We start from the raw sequence: 25,213 nt of genomic DNA on the forward strand, positions 1-25,213 counted from the left end.
GCGAGTCCGTGCTCGAAACAAGGAGATAGAGATGGCGTTGACCCCCGTCAAGCTCGGTTATTCGCTGTTCACCCTCGTGGATCCGGCGCGCGGTCACGAGGTCGATTACAACCGCTGGTACGAACGCGATCACCGTTACTCGGGCTGCATGGTCGGTCCGGGCTGGTTCACCGGCAGCCGCTGGGTCGCCACGAAGAGGCTGAAGGACCTGCGCTTCCCGGAGACCGGACCGGTCGCGACCAAGACCGAGAATGGTTCGTACCTCGCGATCTACTGGGTACACGAGCCCGACGCGGAAATCGCAGACGCTTGGGCGCAGAAGCAGGTCGGCGAACTGTACGCCGCCGGCCGCGGCTTCGCCGAGCGTGAGCACGTCCACACCGGCCAGTACCTGCCGGACTCGACCGTATCTGCGCAGGAGGACGGCGTCCCCCTCGAACTCGCACACGATCACCATTACGGCGGCCTTGTCACCGTGATGATCGAACCAGCAGAGGGCGTGGACCGCACCGCCGCCCTCGACATGATCGACAACGGACCGGCCAAGATCCTCGTCGGCAAAGGTGCCGTCGATCTGATCAGCAGCTGGCGAATGAAGCCGTGGCCCGCCGACCACAATGTGCCGATGAAGATGGGCAACGACGGCGGAACCGCCGACCGCATCCTTCAGATGCTGTTTCTCGAAGACGAGCCGACCGCGAGCTGGCAGCACATCGTCGATTACGCAACGGACATCGAGAAGTCGGGTGCGGGCAAGGTCACCTTCGCTTCGCCGTTCATCCCGACAGTGGTCGGTACGGACAAGTACACCGACGAATTGTGGTGAGATCCGTGTTGAGCGGTGAGAAAATCCTGGTGACCGGGGTGACCGGTCAGATCGCCTTCCCGATCGCGAGGACATTGGCGGCCGAGAACGAAGTGTGGGGCCTCGCTCGGTACAGCCGGGCCGACGACCGGCAGCGGGTGAGCGAAGCGGGGATCACCCCGGTGACGTGCGATCTCGGTGAGGGCGACTTCACCGGCGTCCCGGAGGATTTCACGTACGTAGTACATCTGGCTGCGAGTCTGGCTGCGGGATGGGATTACGACGCTGCGATCCGCGCCAACGCGGAAGGTACGGGACTCCTTCTGCAGCACTGCCGATCCGCCAAGGGTGCCCTCGTGATGTCGACCCATTCGGTCTACCGCCCGCAGGACGACCCCATGTACGTGTTCACCGAACAGTCGCCGCTGGGGGAGTGCAACAGCACCCACACCCCGACCTACTCGATGTCGAAGATCAGCCAGGAGGCCACCGCGCGGTTCGCTGCCCGCGCCTTCGGTGTGCCGGTGACGATCGCTCGGATGAACGCGTCGTACGGCCCCAACGGGGGACTCCCGGCCATGCATGTCGACGCTATCGCCGACGGCCGGCCGATCACCACCCGTTGGGATCCGTGTATGTACAGCCCGATCTTCGAGGACGACATCAACACTCAGGTCGGTGCCCTGCTCGAGGCGGCCTCCACACCTGCTCTCATCGTCAACTGGGGTGGCGACGAACCGGTGAGCGTGCAGGAGTGGGCGGCCTACGCCGGTGAGTTGATGGGGGTCGAGTCCGTCGTCGACGTGTCTCCCATCGAGGGAACACTGCGCGGATCCATCGCGGACACCACGCTGCGTGCCTCCATTACCGGGCCGTGCACGGTGGATTGGCGTGAAGGCATCCGCCGGACGATCGCCGCTCGTCATCCGGACAAGCTCGTCGAGACCGCCCGCTCGTGAGCATCCTTTCGTAGAACACCGTATGGGAGAAGACATGCCGACAGTGCACGACGCGCTGCCCGCCGAGCGGACCGGTACGCCGGCGAGCCCGGAACTGCTGGAACGCCGCGCGATGTTCGCCGCGACCGAGATCGACCCCGCGCTGGGGGTCACGGCAGGTGATGCGGAATTCGCGGGTGTGCCGTGCCGCACCGTCCGGGCCGGTGACCGGGCGACCATCCTCTATCTGCACGGGGGTGGATACCGGATGGGCAGCCCGGAGGCATACAACGCCTACGCGGCGAAAATCGCGGCCGGCGCCGAGGCCGCTGTCGTGCTGCCGCGCTATCGGCTCGCGCCGGAGAACCCGTTCCCGGCCGGACTGCGCGACGCGGTCGCGGTCTACGAGGAACTCGCGTCCACGGCGGAGGGGCCGGTCGTCGTCGCCGGTGATTCGGCGGGTGCCGGTCTCGCCACTGCGGTGGTCGCCGCTGTATCCAGGAGCGAGGTGCGTGGCCCGGACGGGTTGATGTTGCTGTCGCCGTGGCTCGACCTGCACTGCTCGTCGCCTTTCTATGCGACCGCGCCCGACGTCTTCTTTCCGCTGGCTACCGCGGAGTCGGCGCGGGACGACTACCTGCAGGGTGCCCCTGCACGTGACCCGCTGGCCTCGCCGTTGCTGGCCGACCACGCGGGATTCCCGCCCACGCTGATCCAGGTGGGCGGGAACGAAGCGCTGGTCGGTGATGCGCTCGGGCTGGCCGAATCGCTTGCGAAGGCGAACGTTACCTGCACGCTGGAAGTGGTTGCAGAACAGGGACACACGTGGCCGTTGATCCGTCCTGACCACGATGATTCCGTGGCGTCGATCGAATCGTGCGTACGGTTCGTCCGATCGGGCACTCGACGGCCTCATCGGTGAACGGCTCAGCCTGCCGATGGTCGTACAGGCACTGGCGGCGGTGACTGCTGTGAAATCGTAACGACGAAGCCGGACGCTCCGATCCCAGGTTGAGAAGCGCGGTACGCCCGTCGTCCGCGGCACGCCTGGTTTAAGGGTTGAAGGAGCAGCATGAAGTTCGTCGTTCCCTATCTGCGGGTCGTAGCGGGGATGTTCGCCGCCATCACACTGTGGCTGGCGATCGTGGAGACGCTCAACGGCAACTTCGCGGACGCGCTCGTCCAGTTGGCGTTCACCGCCGGCCTGGGATACCTCGCGATAGGCAAGCCGCTACGCGACCGGCACAAGCGGGTGAAGGCCGAACAGGCCGCTATCGCTGCTCGCGCGGAGGCCGGACACCGTGCCTTCCTCATCGGCGATGTGCATGCCGCGATGGCGCCACCGCCCGAGCCGCCGAAGGCGCCCCAGATTCGTCGCGGGGTCGTTGTCGCGGCAGGCATCGCTGCGATCATCGTCTTCATCGGCATCATCAGCGACATCTCGGATGGGCTCGACTCTCCGTCGAAGGACAACGCGACGACCACCCCGCAGTCCACATCTCGTTCCGCCACGACGACGTCGTCCGCTCCCTACACGACCTCGGCGGCGGCGACAGCGCGCACTGCATCTCCGGAAACCGTTGCAGCAACGACGACGGTTCCTTCGCCGCAAGTATCCGCCAGTGCGCGGACGACTGTCATGCCGAACGTCGTGTGCATGGATCTTCAAGCCGCGCAGGACGCGATCCAGGCTGCGGGAGTGTTCTTCTCGACAAGCGTGGACGCGACGGGTCAGGAACGCGCCCAGGTGTGGGACCGCAACTGGGTCGTCGTCGACCAGACTCCCTCGGTGGGAACGGTGATCGGCGAAGGCGGCCCAGTGCTGTCCGTGCTGAAAGAGGACGAATTCAGCGGGTGCTAGGTCATCGGACGCTCCGTTCGGTGTTGTCCGGGCGGGCCCCGGTGTTCGACGGATGCCTGCCGCCTCGGGGGAAACCGACAGCTCCCGGTCTCAGGGCCTCGACCCGAAGGCCTGCCATCGCGGCTTTCAGTCCGAGATCCTTGATCGTCGAGGCGATTCGGCCGGAATAGGCCTGTTCCTTCGGGGTGTCGTCCCGCTCGTGGAACTGGACAACGCCCACGCGTCTCCCCAGGCTCACACCGACGCCGTTGAACCCGAAATCGAGGTTTGCGGGTTCCTCACCGGCGATACGGCTGAGGACAGTGTCGGCTGCCGCGAGTCCCATCGGGAGTGCGGACTGGCATGCCATCCGCACCGGCTCTCCCGACGGTGCCGCGCAATCGCCGGCGGCGATCACACGGTCGGTGTCGATGCTGGTCAGCGTTTCGTCGGTGAGAAGACGGCCGAGTGCGTCCGTGCTGAGCCCACTCGACCGGGCGAGTTCGGGAACGCCGAATCCGGCGGTCCAGACGGTGATCGCACTCTCGAGGGCGGTGTTGTCGTCCAGAGTGAAGCCGTCGGGCCCGACCCGAGTGACGCGCGCGTTCTCGATGACCTCGACCTGTAGGTCCTCGAGCCGCTCGTAGGTTGCGGCACGCGCTTTCTCGGACAGCATCGGGCCGATGACACCGCTGCACACGAGACGCACTCGATGCCCCGGTTCAGCCAGCTCGCCGGCCGTTTCGAGCCCGGTGAGCCCGGAGCCGACCACCGTGACCACGGAGTCGTGGTCGAGGCCGGCCAGTGCGAACTTCAGTCGCTCGGCATGCTCGAATTCGGCCACCGGGAAGGCGAATTCCTCGACGCCGGGGGCGGTGGACCGTCTCGTGGCGGTACTTCCGACGGCGTAGACGAGGTAGTCGTAGTCGACTGTTCCGCCGGAAGCGAGATGGACGGTGCACGTGCCGGGTTCGATGCGGGTCGCGGTATCTACCAGAAGGTCGACTCCTTTCGCCAGAAGTGTGCGGTAGTCGCCGGACGCATGGTGGTTGCCGAGTGCGAACTGGTGCAGTCGGGTTCGCTGGACGAAGTGCGGCCGGGGATTGACGACGGTGACCGCAGCCTTCCTGCTCATGCGGTTGGCCGCGACCGTTCCGGCGTATCCGCCGCCGATGACGACGACACGGGGGCGTGTTGTGGACATGTCTTCTCCGATCCGTTCGGTGGCTCTGTCGGGAGCCCTCGTCATTCAGGACCGGACAGCCACGTCGTGTGTGACATGCCGTGCCGAACAATCGGGAGGATTCAGGGTCGTTGCAGGTCGCGGAGTTTCTGGGCGAGCACGCGCACATCGGCCACTTGTCCCAGGTGGGCGAGCTTGTCCGGGTTGATCAGCACCCGGACCGCGCCGATCTTCCCGTCCGTCACGTCGAACGTCATGACCTGCACGATCGCGCTGTCGGCGTCCCGCACGATGAGGCCGGGGAGCCTGTTGATCTCGTGGGGTTCGAGCACCATGCCGAGCTGGACCATGGGTGAGACGAACGAGGCCAGCAACCGCATGACCTTTTCGCCGCCGACCACGACCTTGCGGACGGCGGGTGCCTTGCCACCGCTGTCGGCGACGAGCTGCACATCGGCGGCCAACAGGTCGCGCAGGGCGTCGACGTCGCCGTCCTGGAACGCCGTGAGGAAACGAGCGGTGAGCTGTTCGTGTGCCTGCGGATCGGTGTCGAACCGCGCCGAACCCTGATCGACGTGCCGTCGTGCCCGCACGGCGAGTTGTCGGCACGCTGCGTCGGAGCGGTCGACGATCTCGGCGATCTCCGAGAAGCCGAATCCGAATGCTTCGCGCAACACGAAGACGGCTCGTTCGAGCGGACTGAGACGTTCGAGTAGCACGAGGGCTGCCGTCGAGATCGATTCCCGCAGTTCGGCCGAGCGCGCCGGGTCGTTGTACGGCTCTTCGAGTATCGGTTCCGGCAGCCACTCGCCTACATATCGTTCGCGCCGCGCCCGCGCCGATTCGAGCATGTTGATCGATACCCGGGTGACGACGGTGGACAGGAATGCTCGGGCCGAATTCGGTTCGACGCCGGATGTTTCGTATCGCACCCAGGTGTCTTGCACGGCGTCCTCGGCCTCGGTCACGCTCCCGAGGATGCGGTAGGCGATGGCGAACAACAGTGGACGCAGGTTTTCGAACTCTTCGACGCCGGTCACGTCGGCCCCTCCCGTAGACCCGTGCTTCGATCACAGCACTCCACGTGGGGTTCGTGCAACGACGACAAGTGCGGTCCCGGAAAGAGGACGCCCTGCGGGCGACTGCGCTCGACCGATCGGAGACCCTTCGGGTCCCTGAGTCGTCGTCCCCTTCCTCAAGGCTGCCCGGTCGCCATACCCCGATAGACCGTCTCGGCCAGCACGGATAGCCCCACGTCGCGGAGGACGTGCGGCTCGCACTGGACCCGGCCGTTCGTGTCGACCCGCACGATCGGGTGCTCCACCACCAGCTGTGGAGACGAGGGATACTGGTGCCCAGTCGGTTTCGAGACAGGGAACGGCCCCGGCTCGCAGCGTCGGTGCGCTGACGTCGGACTGTGGGAGACGAGCGACGAGCTGCGTCGACGCGCCTCGGCTACCGGAACGGCCCTCGTGCGCGACGATGCAGGCGAAACACCTCGAGCCCTCCGATCACGGTGGATCGGAGGGCTGGAAAGTCAGGACGTCGGGTGTGAACCCGGGGGAGCGGGTGTGCGGCGGCCGGCGCGGACGAATGCGCTCGCGGCTCGTTGCTGGAATACGCCTCTCGAAGGCGTGTGGATAGACTCCACCCTACGGTGCATGACAGGTTCCTTCTGTCGTGTGCCCAGACCCCGGTCCGGTGTTGGCGCACCTGCCGGGGTCGACCCGTATTCAGGTCGGTGCAGGGATGGTCGCACGTGTGTGCGAAGCCGTCAACCGCATCGTGCAGTTCCCTGCGGATGGGCCGGCTCCGTCAGTGGAACTGCTCGAACATGATCTCGTAACCGTCGGGATCGAGACCGTAGAAGATGTGCGCCCAGCCGACGTCTTCTGGTTCGAGAGTGACCGGAAGGCCTTCCCGGCGCCACAGTTCTCGTACGGCGTCGATATCGGCGGTAGGAACGACCAGGACGAACCCGTAGCCGAGTGGGCCGCTGCGAGACAATTCACCGCGCTGCTCGTCGTGATAGCCGTGAGCGAACCGGCTCGACAACATCAGCCAGGTGTGACCGAATGTCAGATAACGCATTCCGGGCTGGTTCTCCTGGGGAATCTGCTTGAACCCCAGCGCAAGGTACAGCGCACAGGAACGATCCACATCGGATACTCGCAGCCCCACCTTCAGTTGCCTGGCAGTCATGGCCGGCACCATATCGTGCTGAGCAGACTGCTGCAGCGACGTTCTGTTCCACTTCGGTCGAGGTTCCACACCCGATCGTGCGAACTCCCGGATCGGTCGTCTTGTTTGTGGTCCCTACTGTCCGGATCGGGATCCGTGACGTTTCCCCGGACTCGAACCGCTGGCCTGCGAGCGTGAGAAACGGGTGGCACACTGCGGCACGGCCGACATCCGACCACGCCCCGGAAGGGAACGCATGAAGGTTGTACGACGAACAGTGGTGACGACAGCGATCGTGGCGACAGCCGTCTTGGGGCTCTCGACAGGGCCCGCAACGGCGGTCCCTGCAGCGGATACCGTTGTGAACGGCATACTGTCCGTCACCCCGCTGTGCCAGGGGACGATCGATGAATTGATCATCTTGTGCACCGAATTGGAGAAGCTGACACCGGCCTTTCCGGTGATGCTCGACCTGAATCCGAGAGGCACCCATCTCGTCGTACTCGGGGCCGGGCTCACTGACGACGGAAGGATCCGTCCGGTCCTCGAAGAACGACTCGAAGCGGCTCTTCGTGCAGCGCATCGCTACCCGGAATCGCCGATCGTCGTCACCGGTGGTGTGCCGCGTAAGGGTGTCACCGAAGCCCGTGCCATGAAGGAGTGGCTGGTGGCCCGAGGGATACCTCCCGAGCGCATCACCGAGGAATCGCAGTCCTCTTCCACCGTCGAGAATGCCCGCTACACGAACGACGTGTTGCTCCAACGTCGAGCAACGGGTGCTGTGCTCGTGACCAACCGCGACCATCTCGCGCGCGCGATGATCAATTTCCGTCAGGCCGTCGACGCCCGCATTCCGGTCGCCGGAATCGTCGCGGCATGAAGAGGCCGCGAGGTATCAGATCTGTGAATTCGCCTTTCGCGTCAGCAGCTGGCTGATCTCCGAAACATTCTTGGTCAGTTCGAAATTGACCCACCCTGCCACGTCCCGGAGCGGCGTCTCCTCCGGCATGAGACCGACGATCGTCTTCTCGACATCTGTCGTCTCGAGGATCTCGACCCACTCCGTGCGAAGCGCTCGGATGCGGTCGACCGAACCTGACCACTCGTAGGCGTCGGGCCCGACGGCAGCTTCTCCACGGCAGACGCTGATCGTGTCGGACCACCACCACTCGATGTGCCAGAGCAACCACGCGACCGTGGTCTCGGGTAGGACGTCGGCGTTCTCGTCCGGCTGATCGGCGACGAAGCGCCCGTCGATCCGTCGGACACTCACGCAGTTCGAGGACGGCTCCCAATACAGAGCAGCGTCGTCGATGCGAGGCAGGACATGCTGGTCGGCGAAGAGCCAGACGAGATCGAGTTGCTTCAGCAGTGTGCGCGTAACCGGCGACGAGTCGGTCGAGGTCATAGACACATGGTTCAGCACAGTTGTCCTCGGATCAAACAGGTTCCTGCGCGGGTTGTGCATGTGCGCCCGAACAGTTCCCTGTAGGTCACCACTCTTCTTCGGGAAGAGATCGGTGGGTAGGGTGCGGCGAGACAGCCGCACGATCACATCCCGAGGAAGGGTCAGGCCGCTCGCGGCCGAAGAACTCCATGACAGATCTCGTTCGCGGTGAGAACACCACCATCGGAACCGGAAGCGTCACCGTGTCGGTGTCGGGTACGAAGCAGGGAACCGTCGATCTGATGGTTTTCCAGCTCGGCGCCGACTCGCGCGTTCGGAACGACGCCGACTTCGTGTTCTTCAACCAGCCGTCCTCACCCGGAAGGCGCGGTTCGCCTGGTTGCGGCGGATAGGCTCTCGATCGACCTCACGGCGGTGCCGGAAACGGTCGAGCGACTGTCTGTCGCCGTCGCACTCGACGACAGCGTCACCGGGAGTCTTGCGATGGTGACCGGCCTGGGTGTGGAGGTCGCGCATCCGGCCGGCACGACCTCTGCGAGGGCATTGGATCTGACGACGGAACGCGCCGCGGTGTTGCTCGAGATCTACCGCCGGAACGACTCGTGGAAGGTCCGTAACGTCTCCGCGGGCTGGGATGCCGGACTGTCCGCACTGGTGCGCGAACACGGCGTGCAGGTCGACGACGAGCCTGCCGCACCCGCCGCCGACCCGCACGGCGTGCGCACCGTGGCGGGGGAGGAGAAGCTCTCCCTCGAGAAGCGGCAGAAGCTCGACATGCGTAAGCGTGAAGTCGCGAAGGTGCTGCTCGACAAGGGTGCCCCCGGGGTGCGGGCGCGCGTGGTTCTCGTCATCGACAAGACCGGCAGCATGAATCGGGAGTACTCGAGCCGGCGCATCCACGAGGTCGTCGAACGTATGGTGCCGATCGCGGTGCAGGTCGACGACGACGGAAAGCTCGAGCCGTATCTGTATGCGAAGTCGTTCGCGCGGCTGCCCGATATCGTCGTCCACGAAGTCGACACGTGGTCGTCGACCTATCTGCATCTGAACGGTACGCACGGTGGCATCGACTACTCGCGGATCGGTGGCGTCAACGACGAACTGCCGGTGATGAACGAGATCATCGACTCGCTCGTCCCCGGATCGGCGATGCCGACCCTGGTGCTGTTCTTCACCGACGGTGGCTTCACCCAGAAACAGAAGATCGCCGATCTGATGAAGAGCGCCTCGGCGCTGCCGGCATTCTGGCAGTTCGTCGGACTGGGTAAAGCCAACTACGGTGTGCTCGAGCGGCTCGACACGATGTCGGGTCGCCGGGTCGACAACGCGGGTTTCTTCAGTGTCGACGATATCTCGCAGGTGAACGACGCCGAGCTGTACCGGCGCATGCTCGGCGAGTTCCCTGATTGGCTGAAGGCCGCGAAGAGCGCCGGGACCGTTGGCTGAACCCGCTCTACTGGGCCGGTGCGGCCACGCCGAGCGACAGCGCTCCCATGAACTTGGGGGTGTTGTCCTCGTAGAAGGTGTCGAGTTCGTGGATGTCGAAACCCGCGTCCCGGACGAGATCGGGAATCCGTCGTGTGAGATGACACCCGCCGGCGATCCTCTTCTGGATCGGTTCGAGCCGGTGCTGCCACCGCCGGACGTTCTCGTCCGGGGCGAGGCCGTGCTCGACGAAGTGCAGGGTGCCCCCCGGTGCGAGGACTCGCCGGACCTCGCGCAGGGCCGCGCCGGCATCGGGGATGGTGCACAGGGTCCACGTGGACAGGGCGCTGTCGAAGGTGTGGTCGTCGAACGGAAGTGCTTGGCCGTCGAGTCCGGACCTCTCGATCGGTATCCGCGATTCGGAGATGCGTGAGCGGGCGAGTTTCCATCCGAGATCGGCGGGTTCGACGGCGCTGACGGATTCGATCGTCGCCGGATAGTGGGGAACGTTGAGCCCGGATCCGAAACCGATCTCCAGTACGCGGCCGCCCAGGCCGGAGCACACCCGTCTGCGGGAGGTCTCGGTGAGCGACGATCCGCATGCGACATTCACCAGGCGCGGTACGACGTGATCGTTGTAGAAGGCCATGGCAGTCCCCTCGCCTCGTGGCATACCGATCTGCTCGTTCCACTCCATCATGACACCCACGCCGCCGCAGCCCACTCCTCACCAGGACGCATCGTGGCGGTAGTCATCAGCCCCGAACAGGAACGAATTTCGGATCGAAGGGAACCGAACGCCTCCCCCGCGCATCCAACCTTTCGGTGGACTCGACACGACCACCGGCGGGGTGTGTGAATCGGAGGGGGATGGGATGACCCAGCAGTACCACACGGCAGGATTCCGGAACGGCGACGTGGGGATGATCCCGCGTCCACCGATGCCCCCTCAGAACACCGGCTGGGCGGTCGCGTCGATCGTGTTCTTCTGGCCGCTGGCCTTCTCCGCCTTCGGTCACTCGGCGAAGGTATTCCCCTTGTGGAGCATGGGCGACTATGAAGGGGCACAACGCGAGTCGGATCAGGCCAAGAAACTGGGCAAACTCGCACTGATCATCTGCGCTGTCCTCATTGTTCTGTTTATCGTCTTGTACGGCCTGATCATCGCGGTGGCGGTGGCGAACGTCGGCTCGGCACCGACGACGACGTACCCAGCCTACCGCTGAGAGAAGCAGGGGTTGCCGAGCGGTTTTGCAGGGGGAACTCGCTCGGCAACCCCGTCCTCGTCCTACTTCAGCGTGCTGCCCGCATCGACCGTGAGCGTGAGCCCGGTGACATAGCGGGCCTCGTCGGACGCCAGGAACAGCACGGCGTTGCTGATGTCCTCCGGCTCCACCCACCCGATCGGCAGCACGTGCATGAACTGCGTGGCCACCTTCATGTCCTCCGGACCCGGGTTCTCCAGATCGGGACGGAACATCTTCATCGAGCCCTCGTTCATGAACATCGGCGTGTTCACATTCGTGGGATGCACCGTGTTGACCCGGATGAAATGCTGACCGAGTTCGACGGCGAAGGTGCGCATCAGGCCGACCACGCCGTGCTTGGCGGCGATGTAGGGACCCATCGTGGGGTATGCCTTCAGGCCCCCGACGGAGCTCGTCAGGACGATGGATCCTCCGTTGCCGGCCGCGATCATGTGTGGCACCGCAGCTTTGATCGACTTCCAGACACCGGACAGGTTGATGTCGAGCATCTCCTGCCAATCGAACTCGTCGGTTTCGTGGAGGGGCACTCCTCCGGTACCGATTCCGGCATTGGCGACGACGATGTCGAGACGCCCGAGTTGCTCGACTCCGCCGGCGACCGCGGCCGCGACCGCATCGAAGTCGCGTACGTCCACCTGTGCCGACACGATCCGGCGGTTCAGGCCTTTGACGGCCTCGACGGTTTCGGCCATGTCCTCCGGGGTGGACGGCTCGATGAGCGCGTTCTCCCGGATCGGCCCGCAGATGTCGAGCGCGATGATGTCCGCGCCTTCCTGGGCCAGCCGGATCGCGTGGCTGCGTCCCTGCCCTCGTGCGGCTCCGGTGACGAACGCGACCTTGCCTTCGACTCTTCCTGCCATGAATCACCTCTCAGGTCGGCATCGAATTGGTCATCGATGCGATAACTGCCGAATTCGTGTGTCGTCTATCGCGTGGTGGAGAACTCGATGTGAAGATCGACGAGGCCGCGCAACAGGAACGTGGGTTCGTAGGCGAACGCGCGGTCGTCGGCCGGTCCGTGCGCCCGCTCGCTGATCCGGATCTCCTCCATGCGGTCGAGGAGCCGATTCAAGGTCACCTGTCCTTCGATGCGCGCGAGCGGTGCCCCCGCGCACGTGTGCACTCCGCGGCCGAAGGCGATGTGATCGTGAGCGTTCCTCCGGTCCAGCCGGAACTCGTTCGGGTCTTCGAACTTGCGTGGATCGCGGTTGGCGGCAGCAAGACTCAGCATCACGATCGTGCCGGCCGGAATGTCGACGCCACCGAGAGTGGTGGACTTGCGTGCGAGACGGAAGTCGACCTTCGTGGGACTGTCGAAACGAAGCGATTCCTCCATGAACGGCTTGATGAGGCTACGGTCGTCGCGCAGGAGTTTCTGATATTCGGGACGTTCGCACAGAACCCGCAGCGACGAACTGAGCAGTTTCGTCACCGTCTCCTGACCGGCGGCGAACAGGAAGGTCGCGGGACGCACGACTTCGAGAAGCTCCGGTGTCGAGCCGTCCGGATATGTGGCGGTGGCGAGTCCGCTGAGGATGTCGTTCCGGGGATTGCGGCGTCGATCGGAGAGGTACGCCGCGAAGCGGTCGTCCAGATATTCGAGCGGATTGATGGCGACCGGCTCGTGGTCGAGTGCGCCGACCCGGGTGCCGGATCGCTCGCCGGCGCCCAGAGCCCAGCGGAACTCCTCCCGATCCTCGGCCGGAACGCCGAGCAGGTCGGTGATCGCCAGGGTGGCAAAGGGTTTGGCATACTGTCCCAGGAACTCGCATCTCCCCTCGTCGATGAACTCGTCGAGTACTTCGTCCGCAAGGCCCCAGAGATATTCTTCGTTCTCCTTCAGGCGTTTCGGGGTGAGGAGGCGGCCGAGCAATGATCGTGCGCGTGTGTGGCCGGGTGGGTCCATCGTGACCATGTGCTCGAAGATCGGGAACTGGTGCCGATGGGCTTCGATCTGATCGGTGATGTCGTCGCCTTCGGGCTCGAACGGCAATGGGGGGAACGGCCCACCGATCGCGTTCACGGCCGACAGGGCGTCGCTGTTCTTGAATCCTTCGACGACTTCCTGGTAGCCGGTGACCATCACCACGCCGTAATTCGGTTCTCGATATACAGGGTTGTCGTCACGGAGCCGGTCGAAATAGGCGAACGGACTCTGTGCGATCTCACCGTCGGTGAAGTAGTCGGCTGATGCGAGATCGGTCATCGGATCACTGGCCTTTCGGGGAAGGTCGGCCGGGGAGGTCCTCGACGATTCCGATCGCCTGCCGCGGGCACGCGCTGGCTGCGGAATACGCCTTGGGCCAGAGGTATTCCGGAGGTTTTTCATCGCACGTGGCGATGTCGTCGTCGGGGAGATCGAAGATCTCGGGCGCGATCTCGACGCACAGTGCGTGTGCCTCGCACATATCCCGATCGATGTGCAGACGCTTCGGTGATCCCGTCATCGGGTGCTCCCGGAACTGGATGTGGGCTCGAATGGTGGGGTGCGGCCGAATTCTGCGGGCCTGCACCGGAGGTAGGGTGTAACCGTGTTACCTGGATCACGATAACGCGGTTACCGCTTGACGGCAAGGATGTTTTCACAATGGTCGGGACAACTACGACGAGTGGGACGGACGAAGTCCGTTCCCGCCTGCTCGACACCGTCGTCGAACTGCTGGGAGAGGGTGGTTACGACGCTGTGCAACTGCGCGAAGTCGCGCGGCGGACCCGCATGTCGCTGTCCACGATCTACAAGCGCTACGCGACACGCGAGGAGTTGATACTCGCTGCGATAGAAGGCTGGATGGGGGACAACCATGCCGGCATCGTCGAACAGTCGCGGTCGCCGGGCGAGCCCCTGCATCCGGCGATGATGCGCGTCATCCGCGCGATCTTCGAACCCTGGGAGAAGAACCCCGCCATGCTCCTCGCTTACTTCCGGGTGAGAACTGTGCCCGGCTGGGAGGGACTGCACATGCGGGGGTTCGATTCGGTGGTGCCAGTCGGAATGGCTGTTCTGCAGGACGTCGACCCGGTGTTCGTCGACGAGATGAAGTCGATCCTGTCGAGTGTCGTCTTCGGACTCGTCGGTCGCTGTATCGAAGGGCAGATCGCTCTCGGCGACATCATGCCCACCATCGATCGAGCGGTCTACTGGCTCACCACCGGCTACGAGGCCGTGCATCCGGGCGGGGCGGGGCCGGTTCGATGACCCGGCCCTGCCGGCGGGTCATTCCACCTCGATCAGTCCGTATTCGGGACGACCGGTGGGGCGGTACACGGCGATCACGATGCCGGACGGCGTGATCCGGGATTCGACCAGATCGAGCCCGGTGTCCACACCCGGGGAGGGGAACAACCGCAGCCCCTGCCCGACGACGACCGGGAATGTGATGAGCCGGTACTCGTCCACCAGATCGTGTTCGTGGAGTGTGTGGACGAGGCGGATGCTTCCGTGCACCTGCAGTTCGCGTCCGGGTTGCTTCTTCAGTTCGGCGATCGCGCTCGGGAGGTCGTCGCCGAGAACGGTGGCCGGTCCCCACGACGGGTCGGTGAGGGTCGTGGAAGCCACGTACTTGGGGAGAGTGTTGAGCGCCTTCGCCACCAGATCGTCGGGATCGGTCGAGTTCGGCCAGGCGGCAGCGAAGATGTCGTAGGTCTTCCGGCCGAGCAGGAATGCGTCGGCTTCGCGGAACACCTCGTCGATGAACTGCCCGGTCGCCTCGTCGAAGAGCGGTACCGTCCACCCGCCTCGGGTGAACCCGCCCCGATCGTCTTCGTCCGGTCCGCCCGGGCCCTGCGCTACTCCGTCGACGGAGACGAAGGTCGTCACTGTCAGCTTCACGGGAATCCCCTCCTGTGGTCCTGTCGGAAAAACAGACCCTCGCCGGGCCGGAAACTCATCGCTCCGACTGAGCGGGAACGGCGACGAAAGGGCACCGCGTCCCCCGTAGCGTTTCGTGGCGAGCACCTGCCCGACCGAGGTGCGTTCACCTCCGCCGTGGACCTTCGCCCACCTTCGTAGAAGGAGCAGACAGATGACCGACCGGATCACCGGCACCCCGGCAACTCACGCCGAGGAGGGCATCCGGTGGCGATGAAGGCCACGGACGGCGTCGTCCGTAACGAGGGCGGTGTGCGGGCGGGTGTCCTCGACGGATCACCGGAACAGCGTGAGGCGGTCGGCGACCTCGTGGCCGCGACCCGCGCACTGATGCGGGCTGCGGCCGCGACCTCGGTGGACGTCGAGGTGATCCGCCGTGCCGAGGCGTCGATCCTGGCCGCGACCGAGGAATTGGGCGCTCGATCCCGTACGCGGCCGCTCCGTCCGGAATTCCACGGTCCTGCCACGGCTCGTGATGCCGGTCCGGAGACGTCCTGGCCGATGTTCGTCCACAACCCGCTCGGTATCCCCTTGGAGATCCGGTTCGGTGAGGACGAGGCGTGGGCGCGACTGCTGCCGAACCCACTGCACGAGGGACCACCCGATTGTGTGCACGGCGGGTTCAGCGCACATCTGCTCGACTGCATGCTCGGCACGTTGATGCAGGCACGGGGTTCCCGGTCTCTGACCGCGTCGCTCGAACTGACCTACCGTCGCCGTACTCCTCTGGACGAGCCACTCGATCTGTACTCGCGGATCGTCGAGATCGACGGGCGCAAGACGATCGCGGAAGGGTGGATCGCGTGCAACGGTGAGCGCACCGTGACGGCGAGAGGGGTCTTCGTCCGCGTCGACCGCGAGTGAAACGAGACGGCGGAACGACTTCGCCCGGCGGCGCCTCTTGTGGAATCCGGCTGCGGACGGTATTTCTGGAAACAGCGTCGCGTGCCGATGACGGACTGCGTCAGGCATGGAGGCGTGGAACCACAAGGGGTCTTTCGTGGCCATCTCGTTCAACCACACGATCGTCGCTGCCGCGGACAAGCAGCATTCGGCATACTTCCTCACGACTCTCTTCGGCCTGCCCGAGCCGGTACCGGCCGGGCACTTCCTCGCCGTCGAACTCGCCAACGGCGTCACCCTCGACTTCGCCGAAACGCCACCGGGCGTGGAGTTCCCGCCGCAGCACTATGCATTTCTGGTGTCGGAAGAGGAATTCGACGGAATCTACGCGCGCATCCTCGAACAGAAGATCGAGCACTGGGCCGATCCTCGGCAGTCGGCGCACGGCATCAACCGCAACGACGGGGGCCGAGGCACCTACTTCCTCGACCCCGCCGGGCACTTCATGGAGATCCTCACCCGCCCTTACGGTTGGCGCCCCTGATCCGGCTCGGACGCAGCGCGTCGCCGGGCCGCCACCGTGCAGGCACCGGCGATCGCTGCGGTCGACGCACCGGTCGCCTCTGACGTCTTTTTCTGTGCAATCCGGCTAGCAGAGACGTGATTGCGGGCGAGATCGGTTCAGCGCCGGTAGGCCGGCGCTTTCGCGGACCGCTCGGGCTCGAGTGTGCGGAGCAGGGGCATCGCCCGGTAGTGCACTACTTCCGACAGCACCATGACGCTCGTCGAGCGGGCGACGATGGACGAGCGGTTGAGCTCGATGAGGGTCTGTTGCAGGCCGAGATGCGATTCCGCCCCGATCCGGCACAGGACGTCGCCCGCGCCGGTGGTGGCGAATGCTTCCAGTACGCCCGGGATGCCTTCGAGAACTTCGGTGACGTCCTCGAGGGCGCCCTGCACGATCTCCATCGTCACGAATGCCTGCACGTCGAATCCAGCTGCGGCCAGGTTGATCCGGGGTTCGTAGCCGGAGATCACCCCGGTGTCCTCGAGGCGCCGCAGGCGTGCGGACACGGTCGCCCGCGCGACCTTCAGGCGGCGGGACAGTTCGAGTGCGCCGACCTTCGGATCGGCATGGAGGGCCTCGAGGAGCGCGAAATCCAATTCGTCCAGCTGTACGGGTTCGCGCATTGCGGTTCCTTCCCATCAAGGCCAGAAAACTAGGCTGATTGTATAGATGACTGTGATGATTCCGGCAAATTCGAGTCAGTCGGATCAGTTGGCCGCGTCGACCTTGCATCGCACCGCTCGGTGGGTTTCTCCTGGTGACACACGACACACACTGATGTGCCGCGGCGTGCGGCAGGAGGTTGCAGCGATGACTCTGGAATACACCTTGACCGACAGTGAACGCCTCGCCCAGCTCGACGCCGAGGAACTCCGGCGGCTCGTCGGGCTCGTGGAGTACGACAGCGAGCGGGATCCCTTCCCGGTCAGTGGCTGGGATGCCGTGGTGTGGGTGGTCGGCAACGCCACGCAGACCGCGCACTACTTCCAGTCGGCCTACGGCATGGAACTCGTCGCCTATTCCGGCCCGACCACCGGTAACCGTGACCATCACGCCTATGTACTTCGCAGCGGTGCCGTGCGATTCGTGATCAAGGGCGCGGTGGATCCGGACAGCCCGCTGATCGAGCATCATCGCCGGCACGGCGACGGCGTCGTCGACATCGCCTTGCAGGTACCGGATGTCGACAAGTGCATCGAGCACGCCCGGAGCCAGGGCGCGGTCGTGCTCGAGGAGCCCTACGAGATGAGCGACGAGAACGGCACCGTCCGCCTCGCCGCCATCGCGACTTACGGAGACACGCGACACACGCTCGTCGACCGGTCCCGCTACGCCGGCCCGTACCTGCCCGGCTACGTCGAGCGCACCTCGACCTACCGCAAGCGCGAGGGTGCGCCGAAGCGGATCTTCCAGGCACTCGATCACGTCGTCGGCAACGTCGAACTCGGGCACATGGACGAGTGGGTCGACTTCTACAACCGTGTCATGGGTTTCACGAACATGGCGGAGTTCATCGGCGACGACATCGCGACCGACTACTCGGCACTCATGAGCAAGGTGGTGTGCAACGGCAACCACCGTGTGAAGTTCCCGCTCAACGAGCCCGCGATCGCGAAGAAGCGTTCACAGATCGACGAGTACCTCGACTTCTATCGAGGACCGGGCGCGCAGCATCTCGCCTTGGCCACCAACGACATCCTCACCGCGGTCGACCGGCTGCGCGAGGAGGGTGTCGAGTTCCTGGCAACTCCCGATGCGTACTACGACGATCCGGAACTGCGTGCCCGTATCGGTGAGGTCCGGGTGCCGATCGAGGAGTTGAAGAAGCGCGGGATCCTGGTCGACCGCGACGAGGACGGCTACCTGTTGCAGATCTTCACGAAGCCCATCGGTGACCGGCCGACGGTGTTCTTCGAGTTGATCGAACGGCACGGATCGCTCGGCTTCGGCAAGGGCAATTTCAAGGCATTGTTCGAGGCGATCGAACGGGAGCAGGCCGCACGCGGCAACTTCTGAGCCGGATCAGACCAGATTCCCGAGCCGGGTGCGCAGTTCGTGCTCGGTCTGCCGGATCGCCGTGCCCACAACGGGTTCGATGAGCATGCCCAGGGTGCGGCCGGCGATTCCGCCGGGCAGCCGGTAGCCGAAGTCGACATCGAGCCGTGTCGCGTGTCCGAGGTCGGTGAAGGTCCACGACGACGTGGCGCGGAAGCCGGCGACCGAGTCGAGGACGATCGTGCGGTCACGCTCCCATTCGACGACTTCGACGCGTGAATCGAGGTCTTTCGGGCCGATCCGCATCGTCACGTCGTAGACGGCGCCGAGACCGGCGAGTTGTTCGCCGGTGGGCTGGAAGCGTGCGACGCCGAACATCCAGTCGGGAACGTTCCGGTAGTCGTCGACGTAGGCGAACGCGAGGTCGAGAGGGACCTCCGCGACTGCATGGTGGCGGACGTGAATCATGGCGGAGCCCTTCACGAGAAGTTGTCTGTTACCGACTGTATCGGGTACTTGCTCGGCGCGGAAGGGGGTGACGACCCGTTGCCCTGACGTTCGATAAGTGTTTGAATCCGTGATGCACGTCACACTGCAATTCGGCTCAGGAGGCTCGGTGAAGACGAAAGCGGCAGTCGTCAAGGGAATCAACCAGCCATGGGAGATCGAGGAGATCGATCTCGGCGATCCCGTCGCAGGTGAGGTGCAGATCCGTCTCGCCGCCTCGGGTCTGTGTCACTCGGACGAGCATCTGCGTTCGGGTGCGACACCGCTTCCGTCCTTCCCGGTTCTGGGCGGCCACGAAGGCGCCGGCGTGGTCACCAAGGTCGGACCCGGGGTGACCACCTTGGAGGAGGGCGACCACGTCGTCCTCGCGTTCATCCCGGCGTGCGGCCGGTGCCGGTCCTGTGCGGAGGGCCTGCAGAACATCTGCGACGAGGGCGCCGGACTGCTCACCGGGCAGGCGATTTCCGACAAGACCTACCGGACCACGCTGAACGGCGAGCCGGTGCTGCAGATGTGCCTGCTCGGCACGTTCGCGCCGTACGTCACCGTCAACGAGGCCTCGGTCATCAAGATCGAGAAGGACATCCCGCTCGAGAAGGCGGCCCTGCTCGGGTGCGGTGTCGCCACCGGATGGGGATCGGCCACCGCCATCGGTGGCACCAAGCTCGGCGACACCGTCGTGATCATCGGCGTGGGCGGTGTCGGCATCAACTCCGTGCAGGGTGCGGCGCATGCCGGTGCGCGGTTCGTCGTCGCGATCGACCCCGTCGAGTTCAAGCGGCAGAAGGCCAAGGAATTCGGTGCCACGCACGCCTTCGCGTCGATCGAGGAAGCCGCACCCGTCATCGGCGAGATCTCGTGGGGCCGGATGGCCGACGTCACCGTCATCACGGTCGGGGAGATCACCGGCGACATCATCGGTCCCGCACTCGGCATCACGGCCAAGGGCGGGCAGGTCGTCGTGGTGGGCATGGGCCACGCCACCGACACTCAGGTGACGATGAGCCTGTTCGAGCTGACCTTGCTCCAGAAGCGCTTGCAGGGAGCCATCTTCGGTGGCACCGGCCCGCGCTCGCAGATCCCGAAGCTGCTCGATCTCTACCGGAACGGACAGCTCGATCTCGATAATCTCGTCACCAAGACCTACAAGCTCGAGGACATCAACGAGGGCTACGCCGACATGCACGCCGGCAAGAACCTCCGCGGCCTCGTCCTCTACGGGGAAGACGATTACTGATCCTTCGGTAACCGACGTCGCCGGAGCCGTCCCTTACGGTGTTGAGCATGGACACGCGTGAGGATTCGGTTTCCGGCGACGTCGGCTCGTGGCGGCACTACGGGCCGAGCGACCTGCCCAAGCCGCTCACCGCTGCGCTCGAGGCGTTCGCCGAGCGCGGCTACGACGGCACGTCCATCCGGGAGATCGCGTCCCGGGCCGGCTTGTCGGTGCCCGGGCTCTATCACCACTACCCGTCGAAGCAGGCGTTGCTGGTTTCGCTCACGACCACCGTGCTGCGCGATCTGCTCGCACGGAGCCGGCAGGCGCTCGCCGAAGCCGGTCCCACACCGTCCGAGCGATTCGACGCCGTCGTCGAGTCGCTCCTGCGCTTCCACATGTTCCGTCGCGACCAGGCGTTCGTGGCGTCGACGGAGATGCGGAGCATGGAACCCGACGCCCGCCGGGCCTTCGTCGCGCTGCGCGACGAGCAGCAGCAGATGATCGACGCGATCGTCGAGGAGGGCGTCGCGAGCGGCACCTTCGGCACTCCCTTCCCGAAGGATGCGAGCCGGGCGGTGACCACGATGTGCGTCGCGGTGGCGAGCTGGTATCGCCCGGACGGGGCGCTGTCTCCCGACGAGATCGTGCACCGATACCTGCTGGTCGCTCGGAGTGCAGTCGGAGCGTCGTAGCAGAAGCGGCCTCTCGGGGGCTTGACCGGATCACGGGGGATGTGTCACGGTGAATTCGACCGAGCGATCGATCGGTCGGTACGGAAGGAGTCAGCATGACGGTCGACCTGTCCTATCCGGATCACGTCCGGGACCTCATCGCGCGGACCGAGCAGTTCGTCCGCGACGAGGTGCTCCCCGTCGAAGATGCCCACGGAGGCGACATCACCGCGGCCGGGGGCGACGCGATCCGGGCGGACCTGCAGAAGGCCGCCAAGGCTGCGGGTGTCTTCGCTCCGCACGCGCCCGTGGAGTACGGCGGACACGGTCTCGGCATGTCCGATCGCGCGCCGGTCTTCGAAGCCGCCGGGTACTCGCTCTTCGGGCCGACCGCGCTCAACATCGCTGCCCCCGACGAAGGCAACGTCCACATGCTCGCCCACATCGCGAGCGACGAGCAGAAGCAGCAGTTCCTCGCACCACTCGCTGCCGGCGACGTCCGTTCCGCCTTCGCGATGACCGAACCCGCACCGGGCGCGGGCGCCGACCCCAACGCCCTCGCGACCCGCGCCGAGAAGGTCTCCGGCGGATGGCGGATCAACGGCCGTAAGCACTTCATCACCGGCGCGGACGGAGCGGGCTTCTTCATCATCATGGCCCGTACGTCGGGTGAGCCGGGGCAACGTGGTGGCGCCACGATGTTCCTCGCGCCCGCCGAGACCGAGGGGCTGAAGGTCGGGCGGCACATCACCACACTGGACCGCTCGATGATCGGTGGTCACTGCGAGGTCGACTTCGAGGACGTCTTCGTTCCCGATTCCGCCGTGCTCGGCGAGGTCGACCAGGGATTCGCCTACGCCCAGGTGCGTCTCGGCCCCGCCCGCATGACGCACGTGATGCGCTGGCTCGGCGCTGCCCGCCGCGGCCACGACACCGCCGTGCGCTACGTCGCGGAACGTGAGGGATTCGGCTCGCGGCTGGGTGATCTCGGGATGATCCAGAAGATGATCGCCGACAACGAGATCGACATCGCCGCAACGCGGGCGCTCCTCGTGCGGGCATGCTGGGAACTCGACCAGGGATCGCACGCCTCGAACGCCACCTCGATCGCGAAGACCTTCGCCGCCGAGGCGATCTTCCGCATCGTCGACCGCTCCGCTCAGATGTGCGGCGGTCTCGGTGTCTCCGAGGACCTTCCGATCGCGCGGCTGACGCGCGAGGTCCGGCCGTTCCGCGTGTACGACGGCCCCTCCGAGGTGCACCGCTGGGCCATCGCCAAGCGCGCGGTCGGTGCTGTGCGCAAGGCTGCCCGCGAGGCAGCGCAGTGACAGCGGTCCACGAGGGGCTGGATCTCGCTGCGCTCGAGCGCTTCCTGGCCGATTCCGGTGTCGCCGTCCACGGCGAACTGCGTGCCGAATTGATCTCGGGTGGCAAATCCAATCTCACCTACGGCATTCTCGACGACGTCTCCCACTGGGTACTGCGTCGCCCACCCACGGCAGGTCTGACGCCGTCGGCGCACGACGTCGCCCGCGAGTTCCGCATCACCTCGGCCCTGCAGGGCAGTGGCGTGCCGGTGGCACCGACCGTCGTCCAGTGCGAGGACGATTCGGTGATGGGCGCGCCGTTCACGCTCGTCGAATTCGTCGGCGGGCGTGTGGTGCGCAGCAAGGCCGATCTCGATGTGCTCCGTGACGACGAGATCGACAGTTGCGTCGGAGAACTCGTCCGGATACTCGCCGAACTCCACAAGGTCGACTTCGACGCGGTCGGCCTTGGGGGACTCGGCCGGCCCGACGGCTACGTCACCCGGCAGGTGAAGTTGTGGGCGAGTCAGTGGGGCCGCGTGAAGACTCGTGAACTGCCCGACCTCGAACGGTTGCACGCCGTGCTCGCGGAGTCGATCCCCGTGTCGCCGGCCCCGTCGATCGTCCACGGCGACTACCGGATCGACAACACCATCCTGGACACGGGCGACACGGGGCATGTTGTCGCCGTGGTCGACTGGGAGCTGTCGACGCTGGGTGACCCGCTCACCGACCTCGCGATGATGTGTGTCTACCGCCATCCGGCGCTGGACGACGTGCTCGGCTTCCCCGCCGCATGGTCGAGTGAGCGGTTGCCGGCGATCGACGATCTGGTGCAGCGCTACGCCGTCGCGTCGGGCCGCGAGATCGCCCACTGGGACTTCTACATGGGCCTGGCCTATCTCAAACTCGCCGTCATCGCCGAGGGCATCAATCACCGGTGGCGTGCCGGAGCAACCGTCGGCGACGGCTTCGACCGTGCCGGCGAAGCCGTACCGGATCTGGTGGCGGCAGGACTCGCAGCAGTGAAGGGAGCTCGTACGTGACCAGCGCGCTCGTGACCGGAGCATCGAGAGGAATCGGCCTCGGTATCGCGACCCGTCTCGCCGAACGCGGCTACGCGCTGACGATCAGCGCGCGCGGTGCCGAACGCCTCGAGAGCGTCGCCGACCGCTTGCGGGACGCCGGTGCCAAGGAGGTGCACGCTGTCGCCGCCGATCTCGCGGATCCCGATGCCGCGGCCCGCGTCGTCGACACCCATCGCGAAGCCTTCGGCACGATGAAGGCACTGATCCTCAACGCGGGTGTCGGTACGGCCGGCCCGATCGCCGAGTTCCCGGCCAGACGGTTCGACAAGACGGTCGCAGTGAACCTCAACGCACCGTTCGCGTTGATCCAGACGGCCCTGCCGCTGCTGCGCGCCGAGGCGAAGAACGATCCCGTGCATGGCTCGAAAATCGTCGCCCTCTCGTCGATCACCGGTGTCTACGCGGAAGCCGGCCTCGCAGCCTACGGAGCGACGAAGGCCGCATTGATCTCGCTGATCGAAACGCTCAACGCCGAGGAATCGGGCAACGGGGTCTCGGCGTCCGCGCTCGCCCCGGCCTACGTCGACACCGACATGTCCGACTGGATCAAGGACACGATCCCGGCCGAGGACATGATCGAGGTGAACGACGTCGTCGAGATCGTCGATGCGTTGCTCAAGCTGTCGTCGCGTGCGGTGGTGCCGAAGCTCGTGCTCAGCCGCGCGGGTGCGGGCCTCTACACGGCCTGACGATCCGCATCGGTGGATCGCGGTCGCAGGTCGACGGGCTGCCCGTCGGAGGGGAACGGCAACGACGTGAAGTCGAGTGGGGCGACGTAGCCGGGGTCGACTCGCCACTCGAAGCGCAGCAGAAGGTGATGGAGGATCGTCTTGACCTCGACGCCGGCGAAGTGCATGCCGAGGCATTTGTGTACGCCCCCTCCGAAGGGCTCCCAGGCGTAGCGGTGCACCTTGTCTTCACGTCGGTGCTCCGCGAAGCGTTCGGGGTCGAAGCGTTCGGGTTCGGGCCAGTACTCCGCCATGTGATGTGTGAAGTGCGGTGCGACAGCGACATACGTCCCTTCCGGCACGAAATGTCCTCGGATCTCGGTGTCGCGGACGGCTCGGCGCGCCATGACCGGCACCGGAGAGACGAGCCGGAGGCATTCCTTCATGACCAGATCGAGACTGCCGAGCTCGTCGAGTTCGGCATAGCTGGGGGTGGTGGTGCCCGTCGCGAGCGACTCGGCCCGGCACCTGTCCTGCCACTGCGGGTGCTGACCCAGATACTGCATCATGGTCGAGATGGTGATCGTGGACGTGTCGTGCGCCGCCATCAGCAGGAAGATCATGTGATCGACGACCTCGTCGTCGCTGAATCGTTGTCCCGATTCGGATTCTATGTGGCAGAGCACGGAGAACAGGTCGTCGGTCTGCTTCGCTCGCCGCGCCGGTAGGTAGTGCCGGAAGAAGTTCTCCAGGACCCGGCGTCCGTCGAGCCCGCGTTTCCATCGGGTGCCCGGAACCGGATAGCGGACGATCGACGTCGCGGCCTGCACGCAGTCGACGAAGGCCTTCTTCACCGCGTCGATCTCGCTCGGCGTGGAGTCCTCGGCGCCGCCCATGAAGATGTCGGTGGCCAGATCGAGGGTGAGGGTCTTCAGTGCCGTGTAGGCCCGGAATCCTTCGGCGGGTTCCCAGCGTTCGAGGGCCTCGGCGATCGCCGGATGCAGGGCGTCGACGGTCTTCTCGAGGCGCGAGCGGGTGAATGCCTGCTGCATGATTCGGCGGTGGCGCAGATGCTCTTCCGAGTCGAGGAGCATGAGGCCGCCGTGGAAGAAGGGACCGATCAGCGCCGACCAGCCGTCGCCGTTGACGAATGCTCGCTGCTTGTTCTGCAGCACCTCCTGGCACGCGTCGGGTCCGAGGACCGAGATCCATCGCTTTCCGGCCACCGAGAACCAGGAGATCTCGCCGTACAGCTCCCAGTGTCTCTGCAGCATCGCGAGGGGATCGCGGATGTATTCGAGTACGTGTCCGACGCCGGGCAGCCCCGACCGTCCCGGGACGGGGCGCAGCTGCGAGTGGGCGGGGGGAGCGGCCAGGATCTTCGTCACGTCGGACCTCCACGTCTGCGGTATCTGACAGGAGACACTGTCA

27 protein-coding genes and 1 pseudogene are annotated in these 25,213 nt (G+C 65.4%); 16 read left to right on the forward strand and 12 right to left on the reverse strand.

Translation table 11 applies throughout. The features are described 5' to 3' along the window. Positions 1-31 precede the first annotated feature (31 nt). The 4 genes from MOM01_RS02950 (at position 32) to MOM01_RS02965 (ending at position 3,604) form a co-directional block, all read left to right on the forward strand. Complete coding sequence (locus tag MOM01_RS02950) at positions 32-826, forward strand: hypothetical protein (protein WP_241383883.1); 795 nt, start codon at positions 32-34, stop codon at positions 824-826. 5 nt (positions 827-831) lie between these two features. After that, positions 832-1,764: an NAD-dependent epimerase/dehydratase family protein gene (locus MOM01_RS02955; protein WP_241384042.1), complete on the forward strand. Its 933-nt coding sequence runs from the start codon at positions 832-834 to the stop codon at positions 1,762-1,764. A 34-nt stretch (positions 1,765-1,798) separates the two neighbouring features. Beyond that, a complete protein-coding gene (locus MOM01_RS02960) occupies positions 1,799-2,665 on the forward strand; it encodes an alpha/beta hydrolase (protein ID WP_241383884.1) in 867 nt (288 codons plus the stop codon). A gap of 150 nt (positions 2,666-2,815) precedes the next feature. Further along, complete coding sequence (locus MOM01_RS02965) at positions 2,816-3,604, forward strand: hypothetical protein (RefSeq protein ID WP_241383885.1); 789 nt, start codon at positions 2,816-2,818, stop codon at positions 3,602-3,604. 1 nt (position 3,605) lies between these two features. Here MOM01_RS02965 and MOM01_RS02970 read toward each other — a convergent pair whose 3' ends face one another. From MOM01_RS02970 to MOM01_RS02980, 3 genes are all read right to left on the reverse strand, one after another. Continuing rightward, positions 3,606-4,787 carry an NAD(P)/FAD-dependent oxidoreductase gene (locus MOM01_RS02970; protein WP_241383886.1) on the reverse strand — a complete coding sequence of 394 codons (1,182 nt, stop codon included), beginning with the start codon at positions 4,785-4,787 and terminating at the stop codon, positions 3,606-3,608. A gap of 101 nt (positions 4,788-4,888) precedes the next feature. Then, positions 4,889-5,806, reverse strand: a complete 918-nt coding sequence (locus MOM01_RS02975; RefSeq protein WP_241383887.1) for an RNA polymerase sigma-70 factor — start codon at positions 5,804-5,806, stop codon at positions 4,889-4,891. A 775-nt stretch (positions 5,807-6,581) separates the two neighbouring features. Then, positions 6,582-6,968 (reverse strand): VOC family protein, encoded by a 387-nt coding sequence (locus MOM01_RS02980; RefSeq protein ID WP_241383888.1) that lies wholly within the window; start codon positions 6,966-6,968, stop codon positions 6,582-6,584. Between the two features lie 340 nt (positions 6,969-7,308). Here MOM01_RS02980 and MOM01_RS02985 point away from each other — a divergent pair, with 340 nt between their 5' ends. Beyond that, positions 7,309-7,827, forward strand: coding sequence for a YdcF family protein (locus MOM01_RS02985; RefSeq protein WP_241383889.1), 519 nt, complete (start codon positions 7,309-7,311; stop codon positions 7,825-7,827). Between the two features lie 15 nt (positions 7,828-7,842). Here the strand turns inward: MOM01_RS02985 and MOM01_RS02990 are convergent, their stop codons facing one another. Next, positions 7,843-8,355 (reverse strand): DinB family protein, encoded by a 513-nt coding sequence (locus MOM01_RS02990; RefSeq protein ID WP_241383890.1) that lies wholly within the window; start codon positions 8,353-8,355, stop codon positions 7,843-7,845. Positions 8,356-8,543: 188 nt separating this feature from the next. Between MOM01_RS02990 and MOM01_RS02995 the strand changes: the two are divergent. After that, positions 8,544-9,801 (forward strand): annotated as a pseudogene (locus MOM01_RS02995) (VWA domain-containing protein). A gap of 7 nt (positions 9,802-9,808) precedes the next feature. Here the strand turns inward: MOM01_RS02995 and MOM01_RS03000 are convergent. Then, positions 9,809-10,429, reverse strand: a complete 621-nt coding sequence (locus tag MOM01_RS03000) for a class I SAM-dependent methyltransferase (RefSeq protein ID WP_241384043.1) — start codon at positions 10,427-10,429, stop codon at positions 9,809-9,811. Positions 10,430-10,655: 226 nt separating this feature from the next. On the opposite strand from MOM01_RS03000, the gene MOM01_RS03005 reads away from it, so the two are divergent. Beyond that, entirely contained in the window at positions 10,656-11,006 is a 351-nt protein-coding gene (locus MOM01_RS03005) for a CD225/dispanin family protein (RefSeq protein WP_241383891.1), read from the forward strand. A gap of 62 nt (positions 11,007-11,068) precedes the next feature. Here the strand turns inward: MOM01_RS03005 and MOM01_RS03010 are convergent, their stop codons facing one another. From MOM01_RS03010 to MOM01_RS03020, 3 genes are all read right to left on the reverse strand, one after another. Then, positions 11,069-11,908: a mycofactocin-coupled SDR family oxidoreductase gene (locus MOM01_RS03010; RefSeq protein ID WP_241383892.1), complete on the reverse strand. Its 840-nt coding sequence runs from the start codon at positions 11,906-11,908 to the stop codon at positions 11,069-11,071. 65 nt (positions 11,909-11,973) lie between these two features. Then, positions 11,974-13,254: a cytochrome P450 gene (locus MOM01_RS03015; protein ID WP_241383893.1), complete on the reverse strand. Its 1,281-nt coding sequence runs from the start codon at positions 13,252-13,254 to the stop codon at positions 11,974-11,976. A 4-nt stretch (positions 13,255-13,258) separates the two neighbouring features. Continuing rightward, positions 13,259-13,495: a ferredoxin gene (locus tag MOM01_RS03020; RefSeq protein ID WP_241383894.1), complete on the reverse strand. Its 237-nt coding sequence runs from the start codon at positions 13,493-13,495 to the stop codon at positions 13,259-13,261. A gap of 140 nt (positions 13,496-13,635) precedes the next feature. On the opposite strand from MOM01_RS03020, the gene MOM01_RS03025 reads away from it, so the two are divergent. Continuing rightward, positions 13,636-14,244: a TetR family transcriptional regulator gene (locus tag MOM01_RS03025; protein WP_241383895.1), complete on the forward strand. Its 609-nt coding sequence runs from the start codon at positions 13,636-13,638 to the stop codon at positions 14,242-14,244. 18 nt (positions 14,245-14,262) lie between these two features. On the opposite strand, the gene MOM01_RS03030 is transcribed toward MOM01_RS03025, so the two are convergent. Continuing rightward, a complete protein-coding gene (locus tag MOM01_RS03030) occupies positions 14,263-14,877 on the reverse strand; it encodes a dihydrofolate reductase family protein (protein ID WP_241383896.1) in 615 nt (204 codons plus the stop codon). A gap of 252 nt (positions 14,878-15,129) precedes the next feature. Between MOM01_RS03030 and MOM01_RS03035 the strand changes: the two genes are divergently transcribed. Further along, positions 15,130-15,780 carry a PaaI family thioesterase gene (locus MOM01_RS03035; protein ID WP_241383897.1) on the forward strand — a complete coding sequence of 217 codons (651 nt, stop codon included), beginning with the start codon at positions 15,130-15,132 and terminating at the stop codon, positions 15,778-15,780. Between the two features lie 106 nt (positions 15,781-15,886). Beyond that, positions 15,887-16,303: a VOC family protein gene (locus tag MOM01_RS03040; protein WP_241383898.1), complete on the forward strand. Its 417-nt coding sequence runs from the start codon at positions 15,887-15,889 to the stop codon at positions 16,301-16,303. A gap of 137 nt (positions 16,304-16,440) precedes the next feature. Here the strand turns inward: MOM01_RS03040 and MOM01_RS03045 are convergent, their stop codons facing one another. After that, on the reverse strand, positions 16,441-16,950 hold the full coding sequence (locus MOM01_RS03045) for an Lrp/AsnC family transcriptional regulator (protein ID WP_241383899.1): 510 nt from the start codon (positions 16,948-16,950) through the stop codon (positions 16,441-16,443). A gap of 187 nt (positions 16,951-17,137) precedes the next feature. Here MOM01_RS03045 and hppD point away from each other — a divergent pair, with 187 nt between their 5' ends. After that, on the forward strand, positions 17,138-18,343 hold the full coding sequence (gene hppD / locus MOM01_RS03050; protein WP_241383900.1) for a 4-hydroxyphenylpyruvate dioxygenase: 1,206 nt from the start codon (positions 17,138-17,140) through the stop codon (positions 18,341-18,343). 6 nt (positions 18,344-18,349) lie between these two features. Here hppD and MOM01_RS03055 read toward each other — a convergent pair whose 3' ends face one another. Continuing rightward, positions 18,350-18,790 carry an SRPBCC family protein gene (locus MOM01_RS03055; protein WP_241383901.1) on the reverse strand — a complete coding sequence of 147 codons (441 nt, stop codon included), beginning with the start codon at positions 18,788-18,790 and terminating at the stop codon, positions 18,350-18,352. Between the two features lie 148 nt (positions 18,791-18,938). Here MOM01_RS03055 and MOM01_RS03060 point away from each other — a divergent pair, with 148 nt between their 5' ends. From MOM01_RS03060 to MOM01_RS03080, 5 genes are all read left to right on the forward strand, one after another. Beyond that, a complete protein-coding gene (locus MOM01_RS03060; RefSeq protein WP_241383902.1) occupies positions 18,939-20,066 on the forward strand; it encodes an NDMA-dependent alcohol dehydrogenase in 1,128 nt (375 codons plus the stop codon). Positions 20,067-20,113: 47 nt separating this feature from the next. Then, positions 20,114-20,740, forward strand: a complete 627-nt coding sequence (locus tag MOM01_RS03065) for a TetR/AcrR family transcriptional regulator (RefSeq protein ID WP_241383903.1) — start codon at positions 20,114-20,116, stop codon at positions 20,738-20,740. Positions 20,741-20,835: 95 nt separating this feature from the next. Beyond that, complete coding sequence (locus MOM01_RS03070) at positions 20,836-22,047, forward strand: acyl-CoA dehydrogenase family protein (RefSeq protein WP_241383904.1); 1,212 nt, start codon at positions 20,836-20,838, stop codon at positions 22,045-22,047. Further along, the gene (locus MOM01_RS03075) at positions 22,044-23,072 is read left to right on the forward strand and encodes a phosphotransferase family protein (protein ID WP_241383905.1); all 1,029 of its coding nucleotides are present in this window, start codon (positions 22,044-22,046) and stop codon (positions 23,070-23,072) included. The genes MOM01_RS03070 and MOM01_RS03075 overlap by 4 nt, the downstream gene beginning before the upstream one ends. Beyond that, a complete protein-coding gene (locus MOM01_RS03080) occupies positions 23,069-23,803 on the forward strand; it encodes an SDR family NAD(P)-dependent oxidoreductase (RefSeq protein ID WP_241383906.1) in 735 nt (244 codons plus the stop codon). Before MOM01_RS03075 ends, MOM01_RS03080 begins: the two co-directional genes overlap by 4 nt. Here MOM01_RS03080 and MOM01_RS03085 read toward each other — a convergent pair. Continuing rightward, on the reverse strand, positions 23,791-25,170 hold the full coding sequence (locus MOM01_RS03085) for a cytochrome P450 (protein WP_241383907.1): 1,380 nt from the start codon (positions 25,168-25,170) through the stop codon (positions 23,791-23,793). The genes MOM01_RS03080 and MOM01_RS03085 overlap by 13 nt on opposite strands. Positions 25,171-25,213: the final 43 nt, after the last annotated feature.

The sequence above is a fragment of the Rhodococcus sp. CH91 genome (assembly GCF_022554085.1).
GTDB lineage: Bacteria > Actinomycetota > Actinomycetes > Mycobacteriales > Mycobacteriaceae > Rhodococcus.

What these genes read in the sequence shown, in the direction of transcription:
- MOM01_RS02960 (WP_241383884.1), top strand. Translation starts at nt 1,799, where the DNA reads ATGCCGACAGTGCACGACGCGCTGCCCGCCGAGCGGACCGGTACGCCG.
- MOM01_RS03025 (WP_241383895.1), top strand. Translation starts at nt 13,636, where the DNA reads ATGGTCGGGACAACTACGACGAGTGGGACGGACGAAGTCCGTTCCCGC.
- MOM01_RS03035 (WP_241383897.1), top strand. Translation starts at nt 15,130, where the DNA reads ATGAAGGCCACGGACGGCGTCGTCCGTAACGAGGGCGGTGTGCGGGCG.
- MOM01_RS03070 (WP_241383904.1), top strand. Translation starts at nt 20,836, where the DNA reads ATGACGGTCGACCTGTCCTATCCGGATCACGTCCGGGACCTCATCGCG.
- MOM01_RS03005 (WP_241383891.1), top strand. Translation starts at nt 10,656, where the DNA reads ATGACCCAGCAGTACCACACGGCAGGATTCCGGAACGGCGACGTGGGG.
- MOM01_RS02950 (WP_241383883.1), top strand. Translation starts at nt 32, where the DNA reads ATGGCGTTGACCCCCGTCAAGCTCGGTTATTCGCTGTTCACCCTCGTG.
- MOM01_RS02970 (WP_241383886.1), bottom strand. Translation starts at nt 4,787, where the DNA reads ATGTCCACAACACGCCCCCGTGTCGTCGTCATCGGCGGCGGATACGCC.
- MOM01_RS03055 (WP_241383901.1), bottom strand. Translation starts at nt 18,790, where the DNA reads ATGATTCACGTCCGCCACCATGCAGTCGCGGAGGTCCCTCTCGACCTC.
- MOM01_RS03020 (WP_241383894.1), bottom strand. Translation starts at nt 13,495, where the DNA reads ATGACGGGATCACCGAAGCGTCTGCACATCGATCGGGATATGTGCGAG.
- MOM01_RS03000 (WP_241384043.1), bottom strand. Translation starts at nt 10,429, where the DNA reads ATGGCCTTCTACAACGATCACGTCGTACCGCGCCTGGTGAATGTCGCA.
- MOM01_RS03065 (WP_241383903.1), top strand. Translation starts at nt 20,114, where the DNA reads ATGGACACGCGTGAGGATTCGGTTTCCGGCGACGTCGGCTCGTGGCGG.
- MOM01_RS02990 (WP_241383890.1), bottom strand. Translation starts at nt 8,355, where the DNA reads ATGACCTCGACCGACTCGTCGCCGGTTACGCGCACACTGCTGAAGCAA.
- MOM01_RS03010 (WP_241383892.1), bottom strand. Translation starts at nt 11,908, where the DNA reads ATGGCAGGAAGAGTCGAAGGCAAGGTCGCGTTCGTCACCGGAGCCGCA.
- MOM01_RS02980 (WP_241383888.1), bottom strand. Translation starts at nt 6,968, where the DNA reads ATGACTGCCAGGCAACTGAAGGTGGGGCTGCGAGTATCCGATGTGGAT.
- MOM01_RS03015 (WP_241383893.1), bottom strand. Translation starts at nt 13,254, where the DNA reads ATGACCGATCTCGCATCAGCCGACTACTTCACCGACGGTGAGATCGCA.
- MOM01_RS03045 (WP_241383899.1), bottom strand. Translation starts at nt 16,950, where the DNA reads ATGCGCGAACCCGTACAGCTGGACGAATTGGATTTCGCGCTCCTCGAG.
- MOM01_RS03040 (WP_241383898.1), top strand. Translation starts at nt 15,887, where the DNA reads ATGGAGGCGTGGAACCACAAGGGGTCTTTCGTGGCCATCTCGTTCAAC.
- hppD (WP_241383900.1), top strand. Translation starts at nt 17,138, where the DNA reads ATGACTCTGGAATACACCTTGACCGACAGTGAACGCCTCGCCCAGCTC.
- MOM01_RS02965 (WP_241383885.1), top strand. Translation starts at nt 2,816, where the DNA reads ATGAAGTTCGTCGTTCCCTATCTGCGGGTCGTAGCGGGGATGTTCGCC.